This window comes from Corynebacterium pseudodiphtheriticum DSM 44287, assembly GCF_000688415.1.
Taxonomy (GTDB): Bacteria; Actinomycetota; Actinomycetes; order Mycobacteriales; family Mycobacteriaceae; genus Corynebacterium; species Corynebacterium pseudodiphtheriticum.
This window is the reverse complement of the sequence record NZ_JIAH01000006.1, coordinates 1-22095: the sequence shown is the minus strand read 5'-3', so window position 1 is coordinate 22095 and position 22095 is coordinate 1. Positions and strand designations below refer to the sequence as shown.

Here is a 22095-nt window from a genome sequence, read left to right as displayed (position 1 = left end):
CGCTAAGGGATTTCTGTGGAGAGCTAGCAGTCACTAGCTAGTTCGCTGCGAGCAGCTTTAATGATCAACTGGCGCTTCCACACCTACGCCTGTCATCGAACGAACTTCCATTTCTGCTGCCAAATGGTCAAGATTGTCCGGCTTAGAGAGCACGGTACCCAAGTAACCAGCCAGGAAGGCCAGTGGAATGGAAACCAGACCCGGAGAAGTCAGTGGGAAGATTGCCCAGTCTGCGCCCGGCACCATCGAAGATTCGGTGCCAGAAACGGCTGGCGAGAAGAAAATCAACAACAGGGAGCCAATTAGACCGGTGTACATCGAGGCAATAGCACCGGTGGTATTGAATTTGCGCCAGTACAACGAGTACAGGATCGTCGGCAAGTTTGCGGAGGCTGCAATAGCGAAGGCCAACGAAACCAAGAAAGCCACGTTCTGCTCCATCGCCAAGATACCCAGGATAACCGAGGCAATTCCAAGCACGATCACAGTGATGCGGGAAATACGAACCTGGGATTCTTCCGATGCCTCACCGTCGCGAAGCACCGCGTCATAAATATCGTGAGCCACCGAAGCGGATGCCGTAATCGTCAAACCTGCCACGACCGCAAGCACTGTTGCGAATGCCACCGCGGCAACGACGGCCATAAAGATTGGTCCCATCAATTCAAGGGCCAGCAGTGGTGCAGCCGCATTTGCGCCACCTGGGGCGGCAACGATGATATCCGGGCCAACCAGTGCCGCCGCTCCGTAACCCAGAACCAAGGTCATCAGATAGAACGAGCCGATAATGACAATAGCCCAGGTCACTGAGCGACGCGCCTCGACCGCAGTAGGAACGGTGTAGAAACGCATCAGCACGTGTGGCAGGCCACCAACACCGAAGAGCAGTGAAACACCCAATGAAATGAAGTCCAACTGCGTCCAAATATCCGAACCATATTTCAAACCTGGTTTCATGATGTCTTCGGCCTCATAGGCGCGTTCGGCCAGGAATGCAGAGTTGCGGTGGGTCTCTACTGCCTGATCAAACAGTGTGGTGAAGCCACCACCAGCAGCGATAAAGGTCAAGATAATCATGACAACTACAGCAGTAACCAGCAAAACAGCTTTAATCATCTGCACATAGGTTGTGCCCTTCATTCCGCCGATTAGCACGTATGCGGTCATCACCGAACCGACGATACCGACGGTAATGTACTGCCACACTTTTTGATCCAGTCCAAGAAGAACCGAAACCAGTGAACCGGCACCAGCCATCTGCGCAACCAAGTAGAACAGCGAAACGAATACTGTGGCGATAGCAGCGGCCAGACGGACAGGTTTTTGCCGTAACCGGAACGAAAGTACGTCGGCCATGGTGAATCGACCCACGTTACGCATTGGTTCAGCAACCAGCAACAACGCAAACAACCATGCTACGAAGAAACCGATGGAATACAAGAATCCGTCGTAGCCATACAATGCGATTGCGCCGACAATGCCGAGGAATGACGCCGCAGATAGGTAATCACCCGAAATCGCCAAACCGTTTTGGCGTCCGGAGAACTGTCCACCACCGGTATAAAAGTCGGAAGCTTCTGAAGTGGTCTTACCAGCGCGCGTCACGATCGCCATGGTGACGATGATAAAGCCGGCAAAAACGGCAATATTGATCAACGGGTTACCCGCATCAAGGCCCTCTTCAGCTGCTGCCTGGGCTACGGTGGTCACGTTTGTACTTGCCTGTGCAAGCGAAGCGGAAAACATAGCTTAGCCCTCCATTTTCTCACGGATGGCCGACTGACGCGGCTCCAGGTTTTTATTAGCAAATTTCACATACATCCAGGTGATCATGAACGTCGTGACAAATTGGGCAATGCCAAGCACCAGCCCGATGTTGAAGCCGCCGCCAACCTCAAGGGCCATGGCTTCTGGGAAGAACGTGGCGACCACGAGGTATGCGAAAAACCACAACAGAGCGAGAATAATCGCGGGGAACGTAAACCCGCGGAAACGGGTTTTCAGATCGGCAAATTCTTCTGATTTGCTCATCGCAATAAATTCTTCAGACGTAGCTTTACGCCGGGGGTTATTGGAAGGAGCTCCTGCCATAATCTCTCCTATTACTTCTGGGGCGACGTTTCCACGTCACATTCCTGTTCACTTCACTGTGAAACACTGCCCGCACATGAATGCGGGCAAGACTTTGGTGCGAAATACATGTTACCTTGCTTACAGTGACCGGAATAACTTGGCCCCCATCACAGGAAGGTTTCATGAAGGAAATTACCCCCGTTGGATATACCTACCTGCAGGAATCAATTTTCAGACCATCCCCCGTGAAGCATTCATACAGATAGACCACACCACCATGTGACCAAACTTTCTGTGACAGAGCTGAGCTCGCATGAATGCTGCTACCCAGCCTTCGCAGAATAAAAGCCGAGCTAATGTCGAAAGCCCCCGTACGCTGAAAGCTTAAAGCCCCCCGTACCGTACACTAAAAGCTCTATGCCTGATCCGGGAACGTAGCAGGATCACCGAAGATTCGACCGAAACCGGGCATGCCCGCTAGGGCATCAATGGTTGTCGTATCTTCTGGCAGAAGCCGTAGATCGATCGCGCCAGCATTTTCTGCCAACCGTTCACGGGACGAGGCCTTTGGTACGACAGATATCTCTTTGTCCAACAGATAGCGCAGTACGACTTGGGCCACGGACGCCCCAACGCGTTCAGCAATCATTTCCAACTGTGGGTTTTGCAAGACAATACCGCGAGCTAATGGCGACCACGCTTCTACCCTGGTACCAATTTTCTGATTTGCAGCGAGCTGCTCTGGCTGATGAAAGCCTGGGTGTAATTCAATCTGATTGAGGCTGGGCGCACTGCCAGTCGCTGCAACCAACTTCTCGAGGTGTTCTGCATTGAAATTCGCGACACCTGCGGAAACTAGTTCATCAGTCTCGCTAATCTCTAAGAGCGATTCCCAGGTTTCGACGTATTTGCCGCCCTGAGGGTACGGCCAATGGATTAAGAAATTATCGAGGTAGCCAACGTCCAGTCTGCGTAATGAATCGCTAAAACCTTGTTTTGCTTCTGCCTTACCATGTTGGTCGTGCCAAAGTTTGCTGACAACATACAGTTCTTCACGAGTAACATCACCAGCTTTAATAGCATCGTTTAAAGCTCGCCCGACGGCTTCTTCATTGTCGTAAATTCGTGCGGTATCAAAATGTCGGTAGCCAAGTTCGATGGCTGTCCGCACGATTGACTCCACTTTGTCTGGAGAAATTTTGTAGGTCCCCAAACCGAGTTGCGGCATGCTGGCGGAATCATTCAAATCAAAAGTCGGCATAGGCTGTGGATTAGACATAGCTCCCATAATGCCACCGAACGCAAAAAGGCGCCGAGATCGCAACTGCGATCCCCGGCGCCTCACGCGCACCTGTTAATTTAATTTCCTTCGTTGACTGACAACAAATCGATCATAAAAACCAAAGTGCGGCCAGACAGAGGGTGCCCACCGCCTGCAGGCCCATAAGCTTTGTCTGGCGGAATGATCAGTTGGCGGCGGCCACCAACCTTCATACCAGGAATGCCTTCTTGCCACCCGGCAATCAGACCCTGCAACGGGAATTCAATGGACTGCCCACGATCCCAGGAAGAGTCGAATTCCTGGCCGGTTTCGTAATCGACTCCGACGTAGTGCACCTCAACAAAGCATCCCGGCTTTGCCTCGTGTCCGTCTCCAACAACGATGTCCTCGGAAACGAGATCACCCGGTGCTGGGCCCGAAAACTCTTGAATCTCGGGTTTTTCCATTGCCATAATTCTCCTTGCAAACTGGGAAATATCTTCTCGCTGACCGGAATAGTCAGCACTGCTCTATACAGCGGATGTGCTGATACCTTTCAACGATGGAAAGCGGCAGCCAAAAAAGCTGGACCTAGCGGAACTAGATCCAGCCTAGGCGTTTAGCAGGCGTTAGCCAGGAATGACGCGCCTGCCACACGCAGAAGGTTTAGCGCTGATCCAGTGATGGGACGTCACGACGGCTCTCACCGGTGTAAATCTGACGCGGACGGTTAATCTTCGTCTGCTCAGTCAACTGTTCACGGTACTGGGCGATCCATCCCGGCAGACGACCCATGGCAAACAGAACGGTAAAGAAGTCCGTCGGGAAGCCCATGGCGCGATAAATCAGGCCGGTGTAGAAGTCGACGTTCGGATACAGCTTACGCTCAACGAAGTAATCGTCGTTAAGAGCAATTTCCTCAAGCTTCATAGCCAAATCCAGCATTGGATCGCCGCCCAAGTGTTCCAGAATCTCATGTGCGGATTCTTTGACGATGGCCGCGCGTGGGTCGTAGTTCTTGTACACGCGGTGACCGAAGCCCATCAGGCGAACGCCCTTTTCCTTGTTCTTCACGCGGTTCATGAACTCAGTTGCATCACCATCATGGTTGTTCTGAATGTCATCCAACATCTCCAGAACGGCCTGGTTGGCACCACCGTGCAATGGGCCAGACAAAGCGTTAATACCGCCAGCGATCGAAACAAACATGTTGGCCTGCGCCGAACCAACCATACGTACGGTGGAAGTAGAACAGTTTTGCTCGTGATCAGCGTGCAGAATGAGCAGCTTATCCAGCGCCTTAGCCAAGACTGGGTCTACGTCGTACTTCTCGGTTGGGTAGCCAAACATCATGCGCAGGAAGTTCGAGGCTGGATCCAGAGAGTTATCTGGGTACATGTACGGCTTACCCTGCGAAGCCCGGTATGCATATGCGGCCAGCATAGGAACCTTAGCCAACAGGCGAATGGTAGCCTTGTCCAGCTGCTTTTCATCCAGTGGGTTCAGCTCATTTTGGTAATAGGTCGACAGAATGTTAACGGAAGATGCCAACACTGCCATTGGGTGTGCATCCCTCGGGAAGATATTGAACTGCGCCTTGAAATCCTCATCCAACAAAGTGTGGCGCAGAATATCATCATTCCAGGAATCGAGTTGCTCTTTATTCGGCAGCTCGCCCTTAATCAGCAGATAAGCAACTTCATTGAAGCTACAGTTGTTAGCCAAGTCCGCAATGTCGTAACCACGGTGGCGCAAAATTCCTTCATCACCATCAATAAAGGTGATTTTAGATTCAGTCGAACCTGTAGATACATAGCCCGGATCGTAAGTTACATACCCCGTTTCGCCGAGCATCTTCCCCAGGCTAAGACCTGAGTTGCCCTCAGTTGCTTTAACGATTGGCAGTTCGTACTCACCACCAGGGTAGTGAAGTACAGCCTTGTCATTATTGTCAGAAGCCACAATGAACCTTTCGCTAATTGGTTGAATCGCAATGTTCGATGATACGGAAAACGACTCACCTACGGTGGACACGGTCAATGTGAGCCGCATCCTGGTGACACTCATACTACCAAACTATGTGACGCCATCAACATTCTTTCCGCTCTAGTGGCCCAAAACTCCAGCCCCTACCCACGTCTGAGTTCTTCACAGCATATAGTGAATAGAGCACGCTAGATCTTGCTAGACGTGACTGAATACGCCGTCGTTATCAGGAAAGGCCATTGTTGGACATGGATTCTGCGAACCAACTCACTTTGCCCGAGCATTTAATCCCTTCTGATGGACGCTTCGGCTGTGGCCCATCCAAGGTTCAGCCACACCAGATCCAAGCCGTCGTCGACGGAGCCAACAATATTATCGGCACTTCTCACCGACAACCGGCGGTAAAGAATGTGGTTGGGAGTATCCGCGAAGGGTTAGCCAAGCTGTTCAACATCCCAGAAGGATACGAAGTCATCATGTCTGTTGGTGGCGCGACAGCCTTTTGGGATGCCGCAACCTACGGATTGATCAAGAACAAGTCTGGCCACCTAAGCTTCGGGGAGTTTTCCGCGAAGTTTGCCAAGGCATCACAGCTGGCCCCCTGGCTGGATGAGCCCACCATCATCAAAGAAGAGCCCGGCCGCGCTCCCGAGCCACAAGACATGGAAGATTGCGATGTCATCGCATGGGCGCATAACGAAACCTCTACCGGCGCAATGGTGCCCGTAACCCGGCCGGAAAATAGCGATGCACTCGTCGTCGTAGACGCCACCTCTGGCGCCGGAGGTCTCGCTGTCGACATTGCGCAAACCGACGTCTACTATTTCTCACCGCAGAAGTGTTTCGCTTCCGATGGCGGGCTGTGGTGTGCCATCGTCTCCCCCGCCGCGATCGAACGCATCAAGGAAATCAAAGAATCTGGGCGCTTCATCCCCGCATTTTTGGACTTGCAGACAGCTGTCGATAATTCACGGAAAAACCAAACCTACAACACACCGGCTGTCGCCACGCTGCTCATGCTTGATGCACAGATCAAATGGATGAACGCCAACGGTGGTTTAGCTGGCATGGTAAATCGCACCCAAGAATCTGCGCGAATTCTGTATGACTGGGCAACCCAGCGAAAAGAAACCACCCCGTTCGTTGGCGAAGAAGATGCCCGCTCTCTCGTCGTCGGCACGATCGATTTCGATGACTCCGTTGACGCAGCACAACTGGCAAAAAATTTGCGCAACAACGGCATCGTGGATGTGGAGCCATACCGCAAACTTGGACGAAACCAACTGCGCGTCGGCATGTTCCCGGCAATTGAGCCCGGCGACATCTCTGTCCTCACCCGCGCTATCGATTATATTCTCGATAACGGTAGTGAGAACCGGTAGGATTCTCTGCAGCTACTGCACACTAAGGAGTCAGGTATGCACCAGTTAGCATTCAAAGGCCACGACCCGCGTGCCTCTGTTTTGTACTTAAGCGACGAGTCTGGTCAGAGTTTCGAGCTTCCAGTCAGCGATGAGTTGCTACGTGCTTTAGGCGTACATAAAACACAATCGCAAGCTGCTGGTGCATCTGATTCCACTGGTTCTTCTGTAACGATTATCGACCAAACAGACCCAACCGCCTCTAACGCGCAAAACGAACGCTCGCAGGACAACGCGACAACCGGGCGCAACACGACAACCGGGCAAGGGCAAAATGACGAGCAACCAGCACCAGCAGAAAACGATACTGCCAACAACGCCGGTGCTGGTGCCGGTGCCGACGCTGGTGCTGCAAACCTAACCGCGGTTCCTGACACCGCAGAGCAGCAAGATTCTGCCGCACAAAACAGCCACGAAAGCCAGCAACATGCCAATTCGACCCCGGGCCAGGGACAATCGAAGCCGCAAGTGCCGCACGTGGTTCCCACTGGTTCTTCAGCTGGCAGTGGCATGCCCGACCGTGACCGTTCCCGCAACCAACCAATGTCGATGCGCCCGAATCAAATCCAACAGCGCATTCGTGCCGGTGCCAGTGCACAAGAACTTGCCGACGAAATGGGCGTAGACATATCCCGCGTAGAACCTTTCGCACATCCGGTAGTTCTAGAACGCGAACGTATCGCAGAACTCGCCAAACAAGCCCACCCAGTACGCGACGGCGGCCCGGATCGTCTTAGCCTGTGGGAGGTCCTGGCCACTGCTTTCGCCGCACGCGGACATTCGCTGGCAGACTCCCACTGGGACGCGCACCGAAGCGTAAACGGTGAGCCATGGACAATCGAAGTCACCTGGACAGCTGGGTTATCGCAGAATTCCGCGCAATGGTTGTTCCACCGCCACCCTACTTCGGCAGACACCGTCGAACCCCGCAACTCTGTAGCCGCAGATTTAGTGGACCCGGACTTTATCCAACCGGTGCGTTCAGTGACTTCCTTAACGCGTACACAGCGGGTAGACGAGAATGCCCGCGATGCCTTTAACGCAGGATTCGACGGCATCATCTCCGGTGATCCTCTCGAGGACGATGAATTAGCTGCACACAAAAAACGCAAGCGCGGATCCTCACATCCACTGCAGACCGCAGATACCTCCCGCAACGCTGTGGAAAATTCGGCAGACGACGAGGACAACAAAGACACCCGCGACGACATTCCCGTCGTCACTGATACCACCGATAAGCCCCGTGAAGATTCCAAACGCGCTACCTCTGCTAAAGAGACCAAAGAAACAGAGGGCGAGGAATTCTTGCAACATCCTGAAACAGACACGCCGAAAAAACGCCGTCGCAAAGCAACAACCCCGCATTGGGAAGATGTGTTGCTCGGCGTACGTGCCAACACCAAACGACCACGCCGCTAATCACGCTCAGCGTTGACTCATTAACTTTTGCACCGAAGGTGACCCCCAATGACACAGTATGAGCCCCGCCATCCAGGCACTCCGGATCCTCTTTCTGATGGTTCGCAACCGGAAGACCGCTCCGCCGTCGTCACCATTTGGTTTCTCGATACCGCGGAGCAACCTGGGGATATTCTTTCGCATTGCCCCGTTGCCGACCGAGGTTTTGGCAGAAAGTACCTCGCGCAGATGTATCCATCTGCACCGATTACGCTGCTTGGACAATTTCCGCTGAACCGTTCAGCACAAGTATCTGCCGAGGAATTTTATATCGGTGCCTACCCCGGAATCACGGTAGTGCAAACGATCATTGATGACGCATTACAGCTGTCTCAGTTATCCCCCCAGCTGCGCGCTTCCTTACCAGCTTCCGACATCTACGCGTTTGCTTTTAACAGCGAAACCGGTTTCGGTGGCATCGCACACTGGCACGACGGCGAGCTCTACCGCAGTCTCACTGCCACCCGTTACGCAACTTTCGAAAACGAAGGCCTGCCTGACGGCTTCGAAGCGCCCCTGTGGGCTGGACAGCGCAGCCCACAGTTAGGCGGCATCGCCTTGCCTTTTGCCCCAGAAGATTTACTTGCCGACGCACACAAGGCCTGGCTGGGTGTGGACTTTTCTTCCGAAGGGCCAGATATTGACGTGGTCGGATTCGCATTGGACGGTCGCCCAGAACCAAAATTTGCCCGAGGCCATCACGGAGGCGCACACTCCCTATCTGCTACAAAACCGAGTGTTCGCAAAAACGAAGGATCTACCGCTGGCGCAGAAAGCTCGAGCACGCAGAACTACGATGACTACGAAGATCACGCAGCACAAAATGCGCAGTCTTCCATCACCGGCACATTTATGACTGGTGCGACAACCACCGCGCGCATCGTCGGCAAGCTAACGAGAGCTGCGGCAAAGCAAACACAGACCGGTTGGGCTAAGCTCCGGGAGCAATTGCGCCACCTCGACCGCGATTCCTGATTCAAAAACCATAGTTAACCGCGCCAGCGCTCGTAGAGACAGCAGGCTGCAGTCACCGCAACATTAAGTGAATCAGCCCCTGCAGCCATCGGAATAACCGCGCAAGCATCGGCGGCGTTCATTGCATGCGGAGTCAGTCCAGGACCTTCCGCTCCAAGCAACAGCGCCACTTTTTCACGCCTGTTACCGCTGGGTCCCACTAATGCATCACGTAATTGCACTGCCTGCGCCCCCGGACTCAACGCAGTGACATAAAACCCTTGATTACGCAGATCAGTTAAACCATGATGCCAGTTACTGAAACCGCCTGGTATACGCACGCTGGGAACTCGCAGCGCTTGCCCCATGGATACCCGAATTACGCGACGATCCCAGAGGTCACCACAACCCGCACCGAAAACTAACGCATCTGCTCCTAATGAGGCAGCAGAGCGATAAATCGCGCCGATATTGTCTGGATCGCCAACGCCTTCTAACACCACGATAGTGCGGGCAGGCGCGAGAATCTCTTCTGCCGATTTTGTGCCCAGTTCTACGCTGTCCGGTCGCAGCGCAACTGCCAGCAATCCACGGTGCAGCTCGAAGCCAACAACATCGCGCAGTAATACTGCCGGTAATTCATAAACCGGAATGCCTATCTGCGCAATTCTGCTCCACTGCTCCGGATAATCAGTGGCGAATTTCTGTAGTTTTTCGGCACGCCCGAAAACAGCGGCCGGGGTCACCGCTGAATCGGTGCCGCACATCCGAGCAATTGGGAGCGCGCCGTCGGCAAGAATTACCGACGGCCGGGATGCCGGAATATAGTCGCCAGATGAATCAATCTCCAACCGGGGCTGGCGGTCCGGGCGCAGGCGCGGATGGTTGAGCTGGCGGATGTCAGCTAAACGAGGATCGTCTACTTGCGCGTCGGCAAGCGTTATCACCTGCGGGACTTGGGGTTCCAACATAAACAGATGGTACCTCGCAACAGCGTCCTGCAGGGTTCGTATTAAGCGCTAGCCGACGATGGCGCGCAATGGTTCGATTGCAAAAAAGACCACAAATAGCCCGGACAGCAGCCACATGATCCAGTGAGTTTTCTGCGCTTTACCTGCAAATAAGCTCATCATCGTAAAGGCTATGACACCAACACCGATGCCGTTGACAATGGAATACGTAAATGGCATCACGAGGATCGTCAAGAACGAAGGCAGCGCAATATGGAATTTGTCCCAATCAATGTCCTTCACCTGCCCCATCATCAACACACCAACGACGACGAGGACTGGCGCAGCAGCCTCCATTGGCACAATCTCATACAGCGGAGTCAAAAACATCGCGGCCAAAAACAGCAAACCGGTGACAACATTAGCCAAGCCAGTACGCGCACCATCAGCAACACCGGCGGCAGAATCAGCATAAACCGTATTCGACGACGACGAAGTCGCGCCACCAAGCACAGCACCAAAGCCTTCAACTACCAAAGCCTTTTTCAGATTCGGCAGGTTACCTGCATCATCAACGAGTTTGCCTTGTTTGCCCAGTGCAGTCATGGTTCCCATTGCATCGAAGAAATTTGCCAACACTAGGGCGAATACCAGCAGCGTAGCGGCCAGCGCGCCTACTTCCGTAAACGCTCCGACTAGATCAATAGCGCCCACCAAAGATAAATCAGGCATACCACCCAACGAATCCGGGACGGCAGGGACCGCAAGATTCCAGCCAGTGGGGTGCGACTCTCCTGCATCATCCACCGATGGCCCCGCTTCAGCGATGGCCTCAACGATCACGGCAATAACGGTGGTGGCGACGATGCCGATAAACAAGCCACCACGAATTCCGCGGACCATCATAAAGCCACAGATCAGCAGACCAATGATGAAAACTAAGGTGGGCCAACTAGCGATGGACCCGTCAATGCCGAGCTGTACCGGAACGGTGGTGCCAGCAGCATCCGGAATACGGCGCACGAAACCGGCATCCACCATGCCGATCATGGTGATAAACAAACCAATGCCCACACCAATTGCCGATTTCATAGCAGCGGGAATGGCATGGAATACGGCTTCGCGGAAGCCTGTAACCGCCAAAATAACAATGATGATTCCGTCGATAACCACTAAGCCCATTGCTTGTGGCCAGGTGAGACCTTCTCCCATCACCAGGGTGACGGCAACCAAAGTGTTGATGCCTAGCCCCGCGGCGAACCCGAACGGATACTTCGCAATGATACCGAACAGGATCGTCATCACACCCGCGGCCAATGCGGTAACTGCAGCTACCTGTGGAATGCCGAGGACATTGCCCTCCACATCTTCGGTAGTCCCCAAAATCAGTGGATTCAAAATAATGATGTAGGCCATCGCGAAGAAGGTCACGACCCCGGCGCGAATTTCGCCTGGGACCGTGGAGCCACGTTCGCTGATGTGGAAATAGCGATCCAGGAACCCACGCTCAGTCTGCGTATTAGCTGTATTGGCTGTGGATTGCCCCATCGCGTTGTGCTGGTTCTTACCTGCTGCAGTATCTGCGTTCTGACCTGTAGCAGAGTGCGCTGGTTGTGAAGGCGGTCTTGTCATGTCCCCCATTATGAACCACATACGGCACAATAAACGACATGGGTCCCCTTACGATATTTACAGCTGACGCCCAGCGTGGTCAGCACCGGAAAATATTTTCACGGCACCGACGCTCCGCGGTGGCACTAAGCATTACTGCAATCATGTTGGCAGCAAGCTGCAGTACCTCCGATGACAGCCCTAGAAACCAAACCAAGAAAACCTCTGGAGAGACATCCCCCGCGGTGACGACTGCAAACCAGCCGTCCCAGGAGTCAATTCTCCAAGATTCACTAGCTGCTAGCTCGATAGAGCGTTTGGTCCCCCAAGTCTTTGCCGTCTACCCATTTTCCACCGAATCCTTTACACAAGGTTTAGAATTCGACGACAACGGTTCCTTATTAGTAGGCACCGGACAATGGGGGCAATCGCGTATTTATCGTGCCGACTTAGCCTCACATGAGATCACCGAACAAGCTGAGCTTGCCGACGAATTTTTCGGCGAGGGCATAACTACTACTCACAGTGGAAATTCTATTTGGCAGTTAACCTGGCAGGCTGGTGAGGCAATTCAGCGCGATCCACAAACTTTGCAAGAAATTGGACGCGCCCAATATGACGGCGAGGGCTGGGGCATCTGTGCCCGCGAAGGAGAGCTACTGGTTTCCGATGGCTCGGATACCATTACCAAGCGGGATCCGGAAACTTTTGAACCGCTGATCGGAAGAGAGTTACGTGTAACTGCCGGTGGTGTTCCCGTCGGCAAGATTAATGAGTTGGAATGCGTAGGTGATTCCGTCTACGCGAATATATTTTTGTCTGATGAGATCATTCGGTTTTCGGCGGATACAGGCGAAGTTGATGCGGTGATTGATGCTTCCGAGCTAGACAACAATGCAGCCCCAGACCCTAATCACGTACTCAACGGAATTGCTTTCCACGAAAAGAGTAGCCATTTCTTTCTGGCTGGTAAGCGGTGGCCGGATTTATATGAGGTTGAGTTTGTGCCCGTTGCACAAAACCCACACCAGTGAAAAGTAAACTTGGGGCATGGCTACCCGTAAAGAAGCGAAGCGAAAATCGCTGATCCAGGTGTTGGTACTCATCGTCGCGGTCGTGGTGGTCGCGGTTGCTGCGTTAGTTTTCCAAAATTGGTGGAAGAACCGACCAAGCGCAGATCCGCATGAGATCACGCTCCATGCCAGCGTCGGTGATCGTGAGGCTGAAATTAGCCCGTATCTGGTCTGCGAATTAGGTGAAGAATGCCCAGAGGGGCAGGTCGACGAGCTGCTTGTCGACGCAAATGAAACCCTGCACATCGACATTCCGGAGGAAGTTTATAGCTCGGACTGGCGGGTACTGCGCATCTACGATGACCCCACCGCCAACGATCAAATTTTTCACGGCGCCTATGACACCGATTCCGTAGAAATTCCCGGCACGTCCGAAGACGCCCGCCTACTCGTCGTGGAAATTTCTACGGTTCTAGTTGGCACCGATGATGCCGGCGAAGAGACCCCATATTCGGTTGTCTGGTCAATCTCCACGCTGGATGAAGAAGCAGCACAAAAACCAGCACCGGAGCAGTAGGCTGTGGGGGCTGTTAAGCGTCCAGATCCTTTGCAATAGCACGCAAGATCTCCGAAACCTGACGCCCAGTCTTGCGGTCGGGGTAGCGGCCATCTTCCAAAGCCGGCTGCACCTGGCTTTCCAGCACCGTCATGACATCAGAAACCAGCGAGTGTAGTTCTTCCGGTTTGCGAGCGATACCAGCTTTGCGCCGTGGATTGTCGAGTACTTTTACGCGGAGCGCTTGTGGCCCCCTCCGGCCGGCTGCGAAGTCGAATTCAATGCGCTGCCCTGGCAGAAGTTCATCGACGCCATTAGGAAGCACGTTCTTGCCGACGAAAACATCGTCTTCACCTGGGTTAGAAGCAAACCCGAACCCCTTTTTTGCGTCGTACCATTTCACTTTTCCGATCGGCACGATCGTCACCACCTTCACAGTTGTTGTGTTGTTTACCGTTGTTGCGCGTTCACGCCGCCTGCATGTTCAGGTTCTAAAATTTCTCCATGCGCCAGCTAGTGAGCGTAAAGGCTCCATTATATCCGGCATGCTTTTAGCCCACCAACCTTTTGCCAAGGTGATCTTGCCCGCAGGTTACAGGTCTGTGATAACGACAAGCCGTCAAAGACAACCTGCAAGGGCACCCAAGCAGCAAAACACTATGGGATACTTCACACACATTCATTACCTGCAGCTTTCAGGCGATTCAATTAACTTTCACCACATGTTTCACGATCTCGTGTCCATATTTGCGCCAAAGCGTGACACATTCGTTATAAATCGCTAGGCTTTCTAAGCAGGCACACGGTCACCATCGCGCACCTGCCACAAACAAGACCGCACTACAAACCCGAACAGGGCGCGACACGACCGGTATGATCAGTGCAACAATCGTTACACCCGGGTTTAGTATGCGGCACAAGGAGAAATCCAATGGGACGCCATAGCAACGTAAAGAACAAGCGCATGACCAAACTTGCAGCAGCCACCGCCGCAGTTGGCGCTTCCGCTGCACTGTTCAGCCCAGCCGCCAACGCTGCCCCAATCTCAGACTGGGATCGTTTGGCCGAGTGTGAGGCCAACGGCAACTGGTCCATCAACACAGGAAACGGTTTCTCCGGTGGCCTGCAGTTCACCAATTCCACCTGGCACGCATTCGGCGGTGGACAGTTCGCCCCCGCTGCGCACCAGGCCACAAAATCCCAGCAAATCTGGGTCGCAGAGCGCACCTTGGCTGGACAAGGCTGGGGAGCATGGCCAGCGTGCTCAGCCAAGCTCGGTCTGAACTCTGCTCCTAACTTGGACCGCGCACCAAACGGTGCTGCGGCAGCTCCTGCACCGGCACCAGCTCAGCCGGCACAGTACGCTGGCCAGCGCGCAGCCGCTGCCCCAACTGGGGGCAATGAATTCCAAGCTATCGATGACCTCTACCAGCGCATCGAAGCCGCTTTGGCCAACTACGGCTTGGCAATTCCTGCACCAATTGCAGACGCTTACCAACACGCATTAGCACAGGCTAAAGGCGCTATCGCTGGCGCCCCAAGCCTGGAGTCTTTCTACCAAGCTAACGCCGGAGCCATCGATTCCATCCTGAACCTGCGCTAGCCCCCCCCCCAAAAAAAACGCGAAGATTTGGCCACAGCCGCCATTTGGCTGCTTGGCCTACGCCATAACGACAGCGATAGATGAAGACCGTCAGTCCTAGCGAAGTTAGGACTGACGGTCTTCATCTATAAACTGGCACAGCTGCGAGCACACAATGTAGGCGCGAACCGTGCTGACTAATTATTTGTTAATGCGCGTATACGGGTGCACGTAGTTCAACTTTTCGGCAGGAATCGGCAGCACCAGATCATCGCCGAATGGGCTGGAAGCGCCGGTCAATTTCGAATGTAACTCAGTGACCGGGTGATCACCGTCTTCCAGGTGAGTCGGCCATGCGGGGTTGATTTTTTCTACGTTTGCCATAAACCTCATTGTGCCAAAAATTCCCGCAAAAAGTAAGCGGGACCCCCGCAGCACTTAGCGGAGTAAAATCTAGCAGTACTATGGCTGATCACCCAATCACTCACTCGCCTGCGCCACTTATCGAACAATGGCTACGCACCCGGACAAAATCCCAGCTCACCAAAGTTTTACAAGCCCGCTCCGATACCGCGATACCGCAGCCAAACGATCTGCACACACTAGCCCACAGGCTACTACTCCCGGCATCGTTAGCGCGAGCACTCGAGCAGTGTAACTCCATTGAGCTAGCGGTCATCGAAGCGCTCCTAGCAGCCGGGGCACATACGAAACCGGTAACGCACACGAAGTTAGTCGCGGAGCTAGCAGACACCCAGCTACGCCATGCCCACCAGAAACAGCTATCGCTTGCCGACGCTTCTGCTCCCGATACACGCAGCAGCGCTGGCGTCGACAAGCCCGCCCAGAACAGCGAAGACACAGGTCCCGACCTACTCTCACAAGTATTACTGCACTTGCACGACCGCGCGCTGGTATTTCCCTATCCGGTGGCAAAGAACAGCTCTGCCGCAGATACAGATGGCACAACGCAGCAACTATGGGTGCCCGCACGCATAAACACGCTGTTAAACCAGCGTGATCGTTTATTGCACCAGCCATCGTTGCCCAGCGACGTCGTCGACAAGCTACCTGTGAAACATCAAGAAATCCTGCGTCGCATCCACGCTGGTGGCGGTCTCGGTACCACGAAGCACGCGCAAAGCACCGATCCGGAACACCCGATCACGCAAATGATCAGTGCCGGAGTACTCCGCGTGGTCGCCGACTCCACCGTCTCACTACCACTCACAGTGAATCGGATCCTCAGCGGTTTGCCAGCCACCGATCTGCAGTTGTTGCCTTCCTCACGAATCTCTTCCCGCTTATGGGATGACGACGCTGCTTGTCTTGCGCATTATCTTTCCGGACCCAAGCCAAATTTCTCCGAGTCCGCACGGGACAGCACAGATTCCAGCGCCACCGCAGCCGGATTGGAAGCTTGCCGGGCAGTCTCCAGCTTGCTTGAGTACTTGGGCACAAGCCCAGTACCCATGCTGAAAAACGGTGGTCTCGGGCAACGCAGCAGCAAACTGCTTGCGCAGCAGCTAGACTTCACGACCGCCAATGTCTATCGTGCGGTCGCGCTCGCCTACAGCGCCGGATTGCTCGGCACGGGAGAGCCGAAACCATTGCCTACCGCAGGTGAAGGCAATTACTTAGCCCCCACCCGCCGCGCCGATGACTGGCAGGAATCTGATTTAGCAACCAGATGGGCAATGTTGTTGCGCGGGTGGATCAACTCACCTTGGGCATGGTGGGGTTTACTACCGGATACCAGCAGCACAACCGCGCAATCATCCCGTGCAGACGGCCATCATAGGCTGTTGCACCCGGAATTTAGTCAACATCGCCTAGCGTTTTCTCGTCGACTTGTTTTACAAGGCCTTGTACGCAGCAGTGCCCAGGGATCCGTGAGCGAACCGGAACTGTGGCAGGATCTACTATTTCTCTACCCCAAGTTGATCACCCCGCACTCCCAGGTACACCTCACCCCGTTGCTACGGGAAGCAGAATGGGTCGGTGCCATCAGTAATGGCCGCCTGAGTCGCCCCGCGGTGGCTCTGCTTGCCGACGACTACGCCGAGAACAGCGCCCCCTCAGCTGCACAGCTAGACCCCCAGGACCAGAAAACTTCCGGGACGAAAGATCCCGACGATGCGGTAGTGGTTGCAACCCGCGAGCTCTGCCCGACGGCGATAAGTGAATTCATCGTACAAGCTGATTTCACGATCATGTGTCCCGGGCCGCTGGAGAATGCGGTGCGCACTGAACTGGAACTGATCGCAGATCTGGAATCGCCAGGTTTAGCCAGTCTGTATCGGATAGCAGAATCATCCATACGCCGCGGACTGGATGCGGGGCGCTCTGGCAAACAAATAATTAATTTTTTGCATGCCCACAGCTTGACGACAGTGCCAGATTCCATAATCTCGGTGATTCATGAACTTGCCCGCCATCATGGTGGTTTACGCACTGGTCCCGCAGTGTCTTACCTACGCTGTGAAGATCCGGAAACGCTAGACCTGCTAGAGCATTCCGCGGTTGCTGCAGAAATTGCCGTCCATCGCATTGCTCCTACCGTGCTGATTTCACAAAGACCAGTGGCATCAGTCGTGCAGCTGCTATCAGAGCACAGTTTTTACGCGATAGCAGAGGACAGCAACGGACATGGAGTCGACATCCGGAACAGCCCCGCTCGGGTGCCACAGCCACGCATTAAGACGGCATCGGCTCCACGCGCGGATGCTACACGGATTGCTAGTCTCGTCGACAAGCTGCGGACAGGAGACGGTGGTGCTTCTGCAACTTCTTCCGCCGACGAAACCACGTCCGCTTCTTCGAAATCCCTCCAAGGATCAACGGAATCAAGCACATCACCCACAGAAGAGCCGGTGGCACCAACACCGATGAGCCCGATGTCTACCACTTCGACCGCGGAAATCAGCAATACGGTGGAGTTTGCTCAACGCAGCGGCCGAACTGTCACGGTTGGCTACGCCAATAAATCCGGACAGCGTCAACAAGTCCGAGCCACTGTATTGTCAATTTTTGGCGGCAACGTCGATATCAGCGTCGCCGAGGACGGGGCCGTGCGACGGATCCCGTTACACCGGATCGTCGATATCGCTAGCTCGGACTAGTTGGTTCCGGAATAACTGCTCACGGACTAAGCTCCAGAACAGCACTGCTAAAGTCACCGAGCTTGCGCCCGAAGAACAAGAAAAATTAAGCCACCAAGATAGAGACTTTGTCATATCCGCACTCGGCGCAGCCCTGTGCTGGATCGGCAAACCCTACGTGGTGGCAGCGTTGGCACTCGACAACCGCATCGAACACTCCTGGCATTGTTTTCCTCCCTCAGACTATGCACTGCTACTCGCATCGAACTTTTACTACGGCTTGGTTGCACATTAACCCGTGCGTAACGGTGATGCTAGTTGCCGGTCTATTAGAAACCATCTGATCCGCCGCAGCCCAGCACTTCTCGCAGGCTAGTACCATAGAAAAGACTGTATGTTCGAGAAAGGAGCAACATTCGTGTCTTTTGGCGATGGCCCGTTGATCGTGCAATCAGATAAAACTTGTTTGCTTGAAATTTCCCACCCGCAAGCAGATGCCGCACGGGCTGCGCTCTCGCCTTTTGCGGAATTAGAGAAAGCTCCCGAACATGTACATACCTACCGAATTACCCCCTTGGCTTTGTGGAATGCGCGTGCCGCCGGCTTTGATGCTGAGCAGGTAGTCGATGTGCTGGAAACTTACTCAAAATTTCCGGTTCCGCAATCACTGCTGGTTGATACCGCTGAAACGATGTCGCGCTATGGTCGCTTACGGCTACAAAATCACCCCACCCAGGGGCTCATTCTAGAAACCACCGAGCGAACCGTACTCGAAGAGGTCTCCCGGCACCGCACCATTGCCGGAATGCTCGGAGCGCGCATTGATGATGACACGTTTTCAGTCCCACCTTCAGAGCGTGGACGGCTCAAACAAGAATTACTGAAAGTCGGCTGGCCCGTCGAGGATCTTGCGGGTTACGTGGACGGCGAAGCACACCCAATTTCTTTATCCACAGAAACCGTCGACTGGCAACTGCGTGATTACCAGAGTTACGCCACCGAATCATTCTGGGAAGGCGGATCAGGCATAGTGGTACTGCCATGTGGCGCAGGGAAAACGATGGTAGGCGCGGCAACAATGGCGAAAGCCCAGGCGACGACTTTAATTCTAGTAACCAGCACGATCGCTGGGCGCCAGTGGCGCGATGAGCTTATCCGGCGTACCAGCCTGCAGCCCGCAGAAATCGGCGAGTATTCAGGCGAAAAGAAGGAAATCAAGCCGGTTACTATCGCCACGTATCAGGTGGTCACCCGCAAGACGAAGGGCGAATATCGTGCACTAGAGTTATTTGATTCGCGGGATTGGGGATTAATCATCTATGACGAAGTACATCTGCTACCAGCACCGGTATTCCGAATGTCTGCGGACCTACAATCAAGGCGGCGTTTAGGACTAACAGCAACCTTAATCCGGGAGGACGGCCGCGAAGGCGATGTCTTCTCATTAATCGGACCCAAGCGGTACGACGCCCCGTGGAAAGAATTAGAATCACAGGGTTTTATTGCCACCGCAGAGTGCATCGAAGTCCGCGCGGATATGCCGAGTAGCGAAAAAATGGAGTATGCGACTGCCTCGTCGAAAGACCGCTACCGCCTGGCAGCTTGCTCGCAGGTAAAACTCGAGGTCGTCGACAAGATCCTCAACAAACATTCCGGCAAGCAGACTTTATTGATTGGTGCATACCTTGATCAATTACAAACCCTCGCTCGACGCACCGGAGCCCCACTCGTTGATGGGCGAACGTCTGCGGCTAAACGAGAAAAACTATTTGCGCAATTCCGCACGGGTGAAATTACAACCTTGGTGGTATCAAAGGTAGCGAATTTTTCAATCGATCTGCCGGACACCGCCGTCGTTGTCCAGGTGTCGGGTACGTTTGGTTCCCGGCAAGAGGAAGCCCAACGGCTAGGCAGGTTGTTGCGGCCGAAATCTACCGGCGAAATTGCATATTTTTACACGGTGGTCACCCGAGATACTGTCGATGCAACTTTCGCGCTGCACCGGCAGCGATTCTTAGCTGAACAGGGCTATGCCTACAGGTTAGTCGACGCAGACGACATTCCAAGCTTAGGAATGCTGGAAGATTAAGGCAGTTTCTAGCCCAACTGCAGCTATAAATTTATTTACCCCTCCGCACACCTGACGGCACAAGCCAGTCCGTCCTCCAAAGACGATTATTTTAAGGAGTAAGCCATGAAAATGAAGGTATTCAAATTCGACGTCGACGAGGCTTTCGCGAAACAGCATAACGAAATGTTGCGGGATTCGCGGCGGCTATTGGTATCTGGGTTGTTGCTCGGCGGAATACTGCTCATCGCTGGAATCCTCGTTGCGGTATTCGTGCAACCTATATGGAGCATTACTGTGGGGCTCGGTTTAGGCTTATTCGGCATAATGATGGCGATAGTCGGCGTCGCAGGCTCGAGAAAGGTAGGCACAGCACAGCAGCTGTATGACCGTTACCCATTAGCACCGGCGGTAATCGCAAAAGTCAATGAGAGAGACATGGTGATCATGGCGCTGGTGAATTCAGCCACCGATCCGAATGCGGAACCACGCCCCGCTCTGGCGCTACGGACGGTCTCCAATATTCCCGGTCTGGAGCACAAAAAGAAGGGCGCGCAGATTCCGGTCGCAGCAGTCACGGGGCGTTTGCAGCGTAATTCTTCAGGTCCGGATACTTGGGCACAGATTAGCCCGATGCCTATTGCTTGGGGCACACCGGACCCGGAGGTGATACGTGTCGCGAGAACCTCAATCCCGCATGAACAATGGGCAAAACTGCAAAAAAATATCGAGAGGCTAGAAGACGTGCAGAAAACGCGGATGGATTTATTGCACCTGGATTAAGCGGGCGCAACGGTCAAGAACCTAAATAAACTGACGTACCAACGCGACAACGGCCACAAGCACGATAACGCCTTTGAGAACGCGATTAGAAACTTTCTTAGCGATCCGTGCCCCAAGTACCCCACCGGCTAAGCCGCCAATCGCCAGAATCAATACACCAAACCAAAGAACGTCAGCGCCGAAAAATACAAAAGCTCCGAAATAAACTAAGGCTGCGGTGACATTGACGATCATCGATAGCAGATTTTTCGCTGGATTTACGTCTTTAAAGGAGCGTCCGGTGCCAACACCTAAGATCGCCATGTAGATGATGCCTTGCGCGGCTGTGAAGAAACCGCCATACATCGCTGCTAAACCCATGGGGGCTATTAGGGCGGGTTTGCGGTACTGCGTACCTATGGGTTCGTACAGTGGCGGAATGTTTGTGTTTTGGCGACTGCTATGGCTGGATCTGTTTTTCCACTGGGAAAGACCCCGTACGATGTGCGGTTGGAATATGACTAGGATTAGCGCAAAGATAATTAAAATTGGAATCACAAAGTCGAGGGCTCGCGCAGAAGCACCTAAGAGCAGCAACGAGCCAATGGCGGAAAAGAGCACAGTCGCGATGATCATCGGTGCTAGGTAAGGGAATTCACGCGCAATCTCACGGCGAAATCCATATACCGTCCCGAAGGATGCAAACATCATTCCAATAGTGTTGGTGCGAACTGCTACTCCGGGTGGAATTCCTAACGCGAGCAATACGGGGAGGGTAAGGAGCGAACCGGATCCAACAGCAGAATTAATGATGCCTGCGAGTACGCCCATGACAAGCAGAAGAATTCCAGATAGTGGGTCCACGGTAACTCCTAGTTGTGAGAGCTGTTATAGTCTGTGGTTTGTTTGAGAATACCTGATACAGACTCTAGAGACATACAGCAACTCAGCTAGCACACCGCGAAATATATCTTCAACAAATTGGGTGTGGATATGTTTGTGGCCCGTGGTTGAATGCACCACAACGATGCACCCAACCACGGGCCAAACAAACAACCAAACATGAAATTATATAGTGTCGGCAGCAACCTACTCTCCCACACCCTCCCGAGTGCAGTACCATCAGCGCGACGCAGGCTTAGCTTCCGGGTTCGGAATGGGACCGGGCGTTTCCCTGCCGCTATCAACCACCGACACAACCAACCAGACAACACACAAACAAACATGTGCCCGTCAACCACACAAACACGGCGTGGTGTGTCAAACACTGCATAGTGGACGCAAAGCACAACAAAAATT

The 22095-nt window shown here is 53.7% G+C and carries 19 protein-coding genes and 1 rRNA gene; 9 read left to right on the top strand and 11 right to left on the bottom strand.

The window, feature by feature from the left end:
• Positions 1-57: 57 nt before the first annotated feature.
• The 5 genes from O146_RS0103135 to O146_RS0103115 all read right to left on the bottom strand — a co-directional run bounded on the left by O146_RS0103135 (position 58) and on the right by O146_RS0103115 (position 5296).
• The gene (locus O146_RS0103135) at positions 58-1746 is read right to left on the bottom strand and encodes a solute symporter family protein (RefSeq protein ID WP_051619229.1); all 1689 of its coding nucleotides are present in this window, start codon (positions 1744-1746) and stop codon (positions 58-60) included.
• Between the two features lie 3 nt (positions 1747-1749).
• Positions 1750-2091 carry a DUF485 domain-containing protein gene (locus O146_RS0103130; protein WP_023019797.1) on the bottom strand — a complete coding sequence of 114 codons (342 nt, stop codon included), beginning with the start codon at positions 2089-2091 and terminating at the stop codon, positions 1750-1752.
• 397 nt (positions 2092-2488) lie between these two features.
• On the bottom strand, positions 2489-3352 hold the full coding sequence (locus O146_RS0103125) for an aldo/keto reductase (RefSeq protein ID WP_336313998.1): 864 nt from the start codon (positions 3350-3352) through the stop codon (positions 2489-2491).
• An 80-nt stretch (positions 3353-3432) separates the two neighbouring features.
• Positions 3433-3801, bottom strand: a complete 369-nt coding sequence (locus tag O146_RS0103120) for an FKBP-type peptidyl-prolyl cis-trans isomerase (RefSeq protein ID WP_027017627.1) — start codon at positions 3799-3801, stop codon at positions 3433-3435.
• 199 nt (positions 3802-4000) lie between these two features.
• A complete protein-coding gene (locus tag O146_RS0103115) occupies positions 4001-5296 on the bottom strand; it encodes a citrate synthase (protein WP_024272653.1) in 1296 nt (431 codons plus the stop codon).
• 272 nt (positions 5297-5568) lie between these two features.
• Between O146_RS0103115 and serC the strand changes: the two genes are divergently transcribed.
• Genes serC through O146_RS0103100 form a run of 3 tightly spaced genes read left to right on the top strand, consistent with a single transcriptional unit; the run spans position 5569 to position 9174 of the window.
• Complete coding sequence (gene serC / locus O146_RS0103110) at positions 5569-6702, top strand: phosphoserine transaminase (protein ID WP_023019800.1); 1134 nt, start codon at positions 5569-5571, stop codon at positions 6700-6702.
• A gap of 36 nt (positions 6703-6738) precedes the next feature.
• Positions 6739-8160: a septation protein SepH gene (sepH, locus tag O146_RS12120; protein WP_051619228.1), complete on the top strand. Its 1422-nt coding sequence runs from the start codon at positions 6739-6741 to the stop codon at positions 8158-8160.
• Between the two features lie 48 nt (positions 8161-8208).
• Positions 8209-9174 carry a DUF6928 family protein gene (locus O146_RS0103100; RefSeq protein WP_027017625.1) on the top strand — a complete coding sequence of 322 codons (966 nt, stop codon included), beginning with the start codon at positions 8209-8211 and terminating at the stop codon, positions 9172-9174.
• A 14-nt stretch (positions 9175-9188) separates the two neighbouring features.
• On the opposite strand, the gene O146_RS0103095 is transcribed toward O146_RS0103100, so the two are convergent.
• Positions 9189-10124 (bottom strand): TrmH family RNA methyltransferase, encoded by a 936-nt coding sequence (locus O146_RS0103095; protein ID WP_027017624.1) that lies wholly within the window; start codon positions 10122-10124, stop codon positions 9189-9191.
• Between the two features lie 48 nt (positions 10125-10172).
• Positions 10173-11651, bottom strand: a complete 1479-nt coding sequence (locus O146_RS0103090) for an NCS2 family permease (protein ID WP_027017623.1) — start codon at positions 11649-11651, stop codon at positions 10173-10175.
• A 122-nt stretch (positions 11652-11773) separates the two neighbouring features.
• Between O146_RS0103090 and O146_RS10915 the strand changes: the two genes are divergently transcribed.
• The gene (locus tag O146_RS10915) at positions 11774-12748 is read left to right on the top strand and encodes a glutaminyl-peptide cyclotransferase (RefSeq protein ID WP_081703748.1); all 975 of its coding nucleotides are present in this window, start codon (positions 11774-11776) and stop codon (positions 12746-12748) included.
• 16 nt (positions 12749-12764) lie between these two features.
• Positions 12765-13304, top strand: a complete 540-nt coding sequence (locus O146_RS0103080; protein ID WP_021352190.1) for a DUF2771 domain-containing protein — start codon at positions 12765-12767, stop codon at positions 13302-13304.
• 13 nt (positions 13305-13317) lie between these two features.
• Here the strand turns inward: O146_RS0103080 and O146_RS0103075 are convergent, their stop codons facing one another.
• Positions 13318-13701 carry a cold-shock protein gene (locus O146_RS0103075; protein ID WP_023019806.1) on the bottom strand — a complete coding sequence of 128 codons (384 nt, stop codon included), beginning with the start codon at positions 13699-13701 and terminating at the stop codon, positions 13318-13320.
• 513 nt (positions 13702-14214) lie between these two features.
• Between O146_RS0103075 and O146_RS0103070 the strand changes: the two genes are divergently transcribed.
• Positions 14215-14886, top strand: a complete 672-nt coding sequence (locus O146_RS0103070) for a resuscitation-promoting factor Rpf1 domain-containing protein (protein WP_023019807.1) — start codon at positions 14215-14217, stop codon at positions 14884-14886.
• A 180-nt stretch (positions 14887-15066) separates the two neighbouring features.
• Here O146_RS0103070 and O146_RS0103065 read toward each other — a convergent pair whose 3' ends face one another.
• Complete coding sequence (locus tag O146_RS0103065) at positions 15067-15249, bottom strand: hypothetical protein (protein ID WP_021352193.1); 183 nt, start codon at positions 15247-15249, stop codon at positions 15067-15069.
• 80 nt (positions 15250-15329) lie between these two features.
• On the opposite strand from O146_RS0103065, the gene O146_RS0103060 reads away from it, so the two are divergent.
• From O146_RS0103060 to O146_RS0103050, 3 genes are all read left to right on the top strand, one after another.
• Positions 15330-17987 (top strand): helicase-associated domain-containing protein, encoded by a 2658-nt coding sequence (locus O146_RS0103060; protein ID WP_027017622.1) that lies wholly within the window; start codon positions 15330-15332, stop codon positions 17985-17987.
• Between the two features lie 397 nt (positions 17988-18384).
• Positions 18385-20055, top strand: coding sequence for a DNA repair helicase XPB (locus O146_RS0103055; protein ID WP_027017621.1), 1671 nt, complete (start codon positions 18385-18387; stop codon positions 20053-20055).
• A gap of 111 nt (positions 20056-20166) precedes the next feature.
• The gene (locus O146_RS0103050) at positions 20167-20817 is read left to right on the top strand and encodes a DUF3239 domain-containing protein (RefSeq protein WP_027017620.1); all 651 of its coding nucleotides are present in this window, start codon (positions 20167-20169) and stop codon (positions 20815-20817) included.
• A gap of 21 nt (positions 20818-20838) precedes the next feature.
• Here O146_RS0103050 and O146_RS0103045 read toward each other — a convergent pair whose 3' ends face one another.
• Complete coding sequence (locus O146_RS0103045; RefSeq protein ID WP_244266800.1) at positions 20839-21627, bottom strand: sulfite exporter TauE/SafE family protein; 789 nt, start codon at positions 21625-21627, stop codon at positions 20839-20841.
• 245 nt (positions 21628-21872) lie between these two features.
• Positions 21873-21991, bottom strand: a 5S ribosomal RNA gene (gene rrf, locus O146_RS0103040).
• Between the last annotated feature and the right edge of the window lie 104 nt (positions 21992-22095).

Bases quoted from the DNA above. Each gene is read 5' to 3' on its own strand.
- O146_RS0103045 (WP_244266800.1), bottom strand. From the start codon at position 21,627: ATGGGCGTACTCGCAGGCATCATTAATTCTGCTGTTGGATCCGGTTCG.
- O146_RS0103130 (WP_023019797.1), bottom strand. From the start codon at position 2,091: ATGGCAGGAGCTCCTTCCAATAACCCCCGGCGTAAAGCTACGTCTGAA.
- O146_RS0103080 (WP_021352190.1), top strand. From the start codon at position 12,765: ATGGCTACCCGTAAAGAAGCGAAGCGAAAATCGCTGATCCAGGTGTTG.
- O146_RS10915 (WP_081703748.1), top strand. From the start codon at position 11,774: ATGGGTCCCCTTACGATATTTACAGCTGACGCCCAGCGTGGTCAGCAC.
- O146_RS0103120 (WP_027017627.1), bottom strand. From the start codon at position 3,801: ATGGAAAAACCCGAGATTCAAGAGTTTTCGGGCCCAGCACCGGGTGAT.
- O146_RS0103125 (WP_336313998.1), bottom strand. From the start codon at position 3,352: ATGTCTAATCCACAGCCTATGCCGACTTTTGATTTGAATGATTCCGCC.
- O146_RS0103090 (WP_027017623.1), bottom strand. From the start codon at position 11,651: ATGGGGCAATCCACAGCCAATACAGCTAATACGCAGACTGAGCGTGGG.
- serC (WP_023019800.1), top strand. From the start codon at position 5,569: ATGGATTCTGCGAACCAACTCACTTTGCCCGAGCATTTAATCCCTTCT.
- O146_RS0103050 (WP_027017620.1), top strand. From the start codon at position 20,167: ATGAAGGTATTCAAATTCGACGTCGACGAGGCTTTCGCGAAACAGCAT.
- O146_RS0103060 (WP_027017622.1), top strand. From the start codon at position 15,330: ATGGCTGATCACCCAATCACTCACTCGCCTGCGCCACTTATCGAACAA.
- O146_RS0103135 (WP_051619229.1), bottom strand. From the start codon at position 1,746: ATGTTTTCCGCTTCGCTTGCACAGGCAAGTACAAACGTGACCACCGTA.
- O146_RS0103070 (WP_023019807.1), top strand. From the start codon at position 14,215: ATGGGACGCCATAGCAACGTAAAGAACAAGCGCATGACCAAACTTGCA.
- sepH (WP_051619228.1), top strand. From the start codon at position 6,739: ATGCACCAGTTAGCATTCAAAGGCCACGACCCGCGTGCCTCTGTTTTG.
- O146_RS0103095 (WP_027017624.1), bottom strand. From the start codon at position 10,124: ATGTTGGAACCCCAAGTCCCGCAGGTGATAACGCTTGCCGACGCGCAA.
- O146_RS0103065 (WP_021352193.1), bottom strand. From the start codon at position 15,249: ATGGCAAACGTAGAAAAAATCAACCCCGCATGGCCGACTCACCTGGAA.
- O146_RS0103100 (WP_027017625.1), top strand. From the start codon at position 8,209: ATGACACAGTATGAGCCCCGCCATCCAGGCACTCCGGATCCTCTTTCT.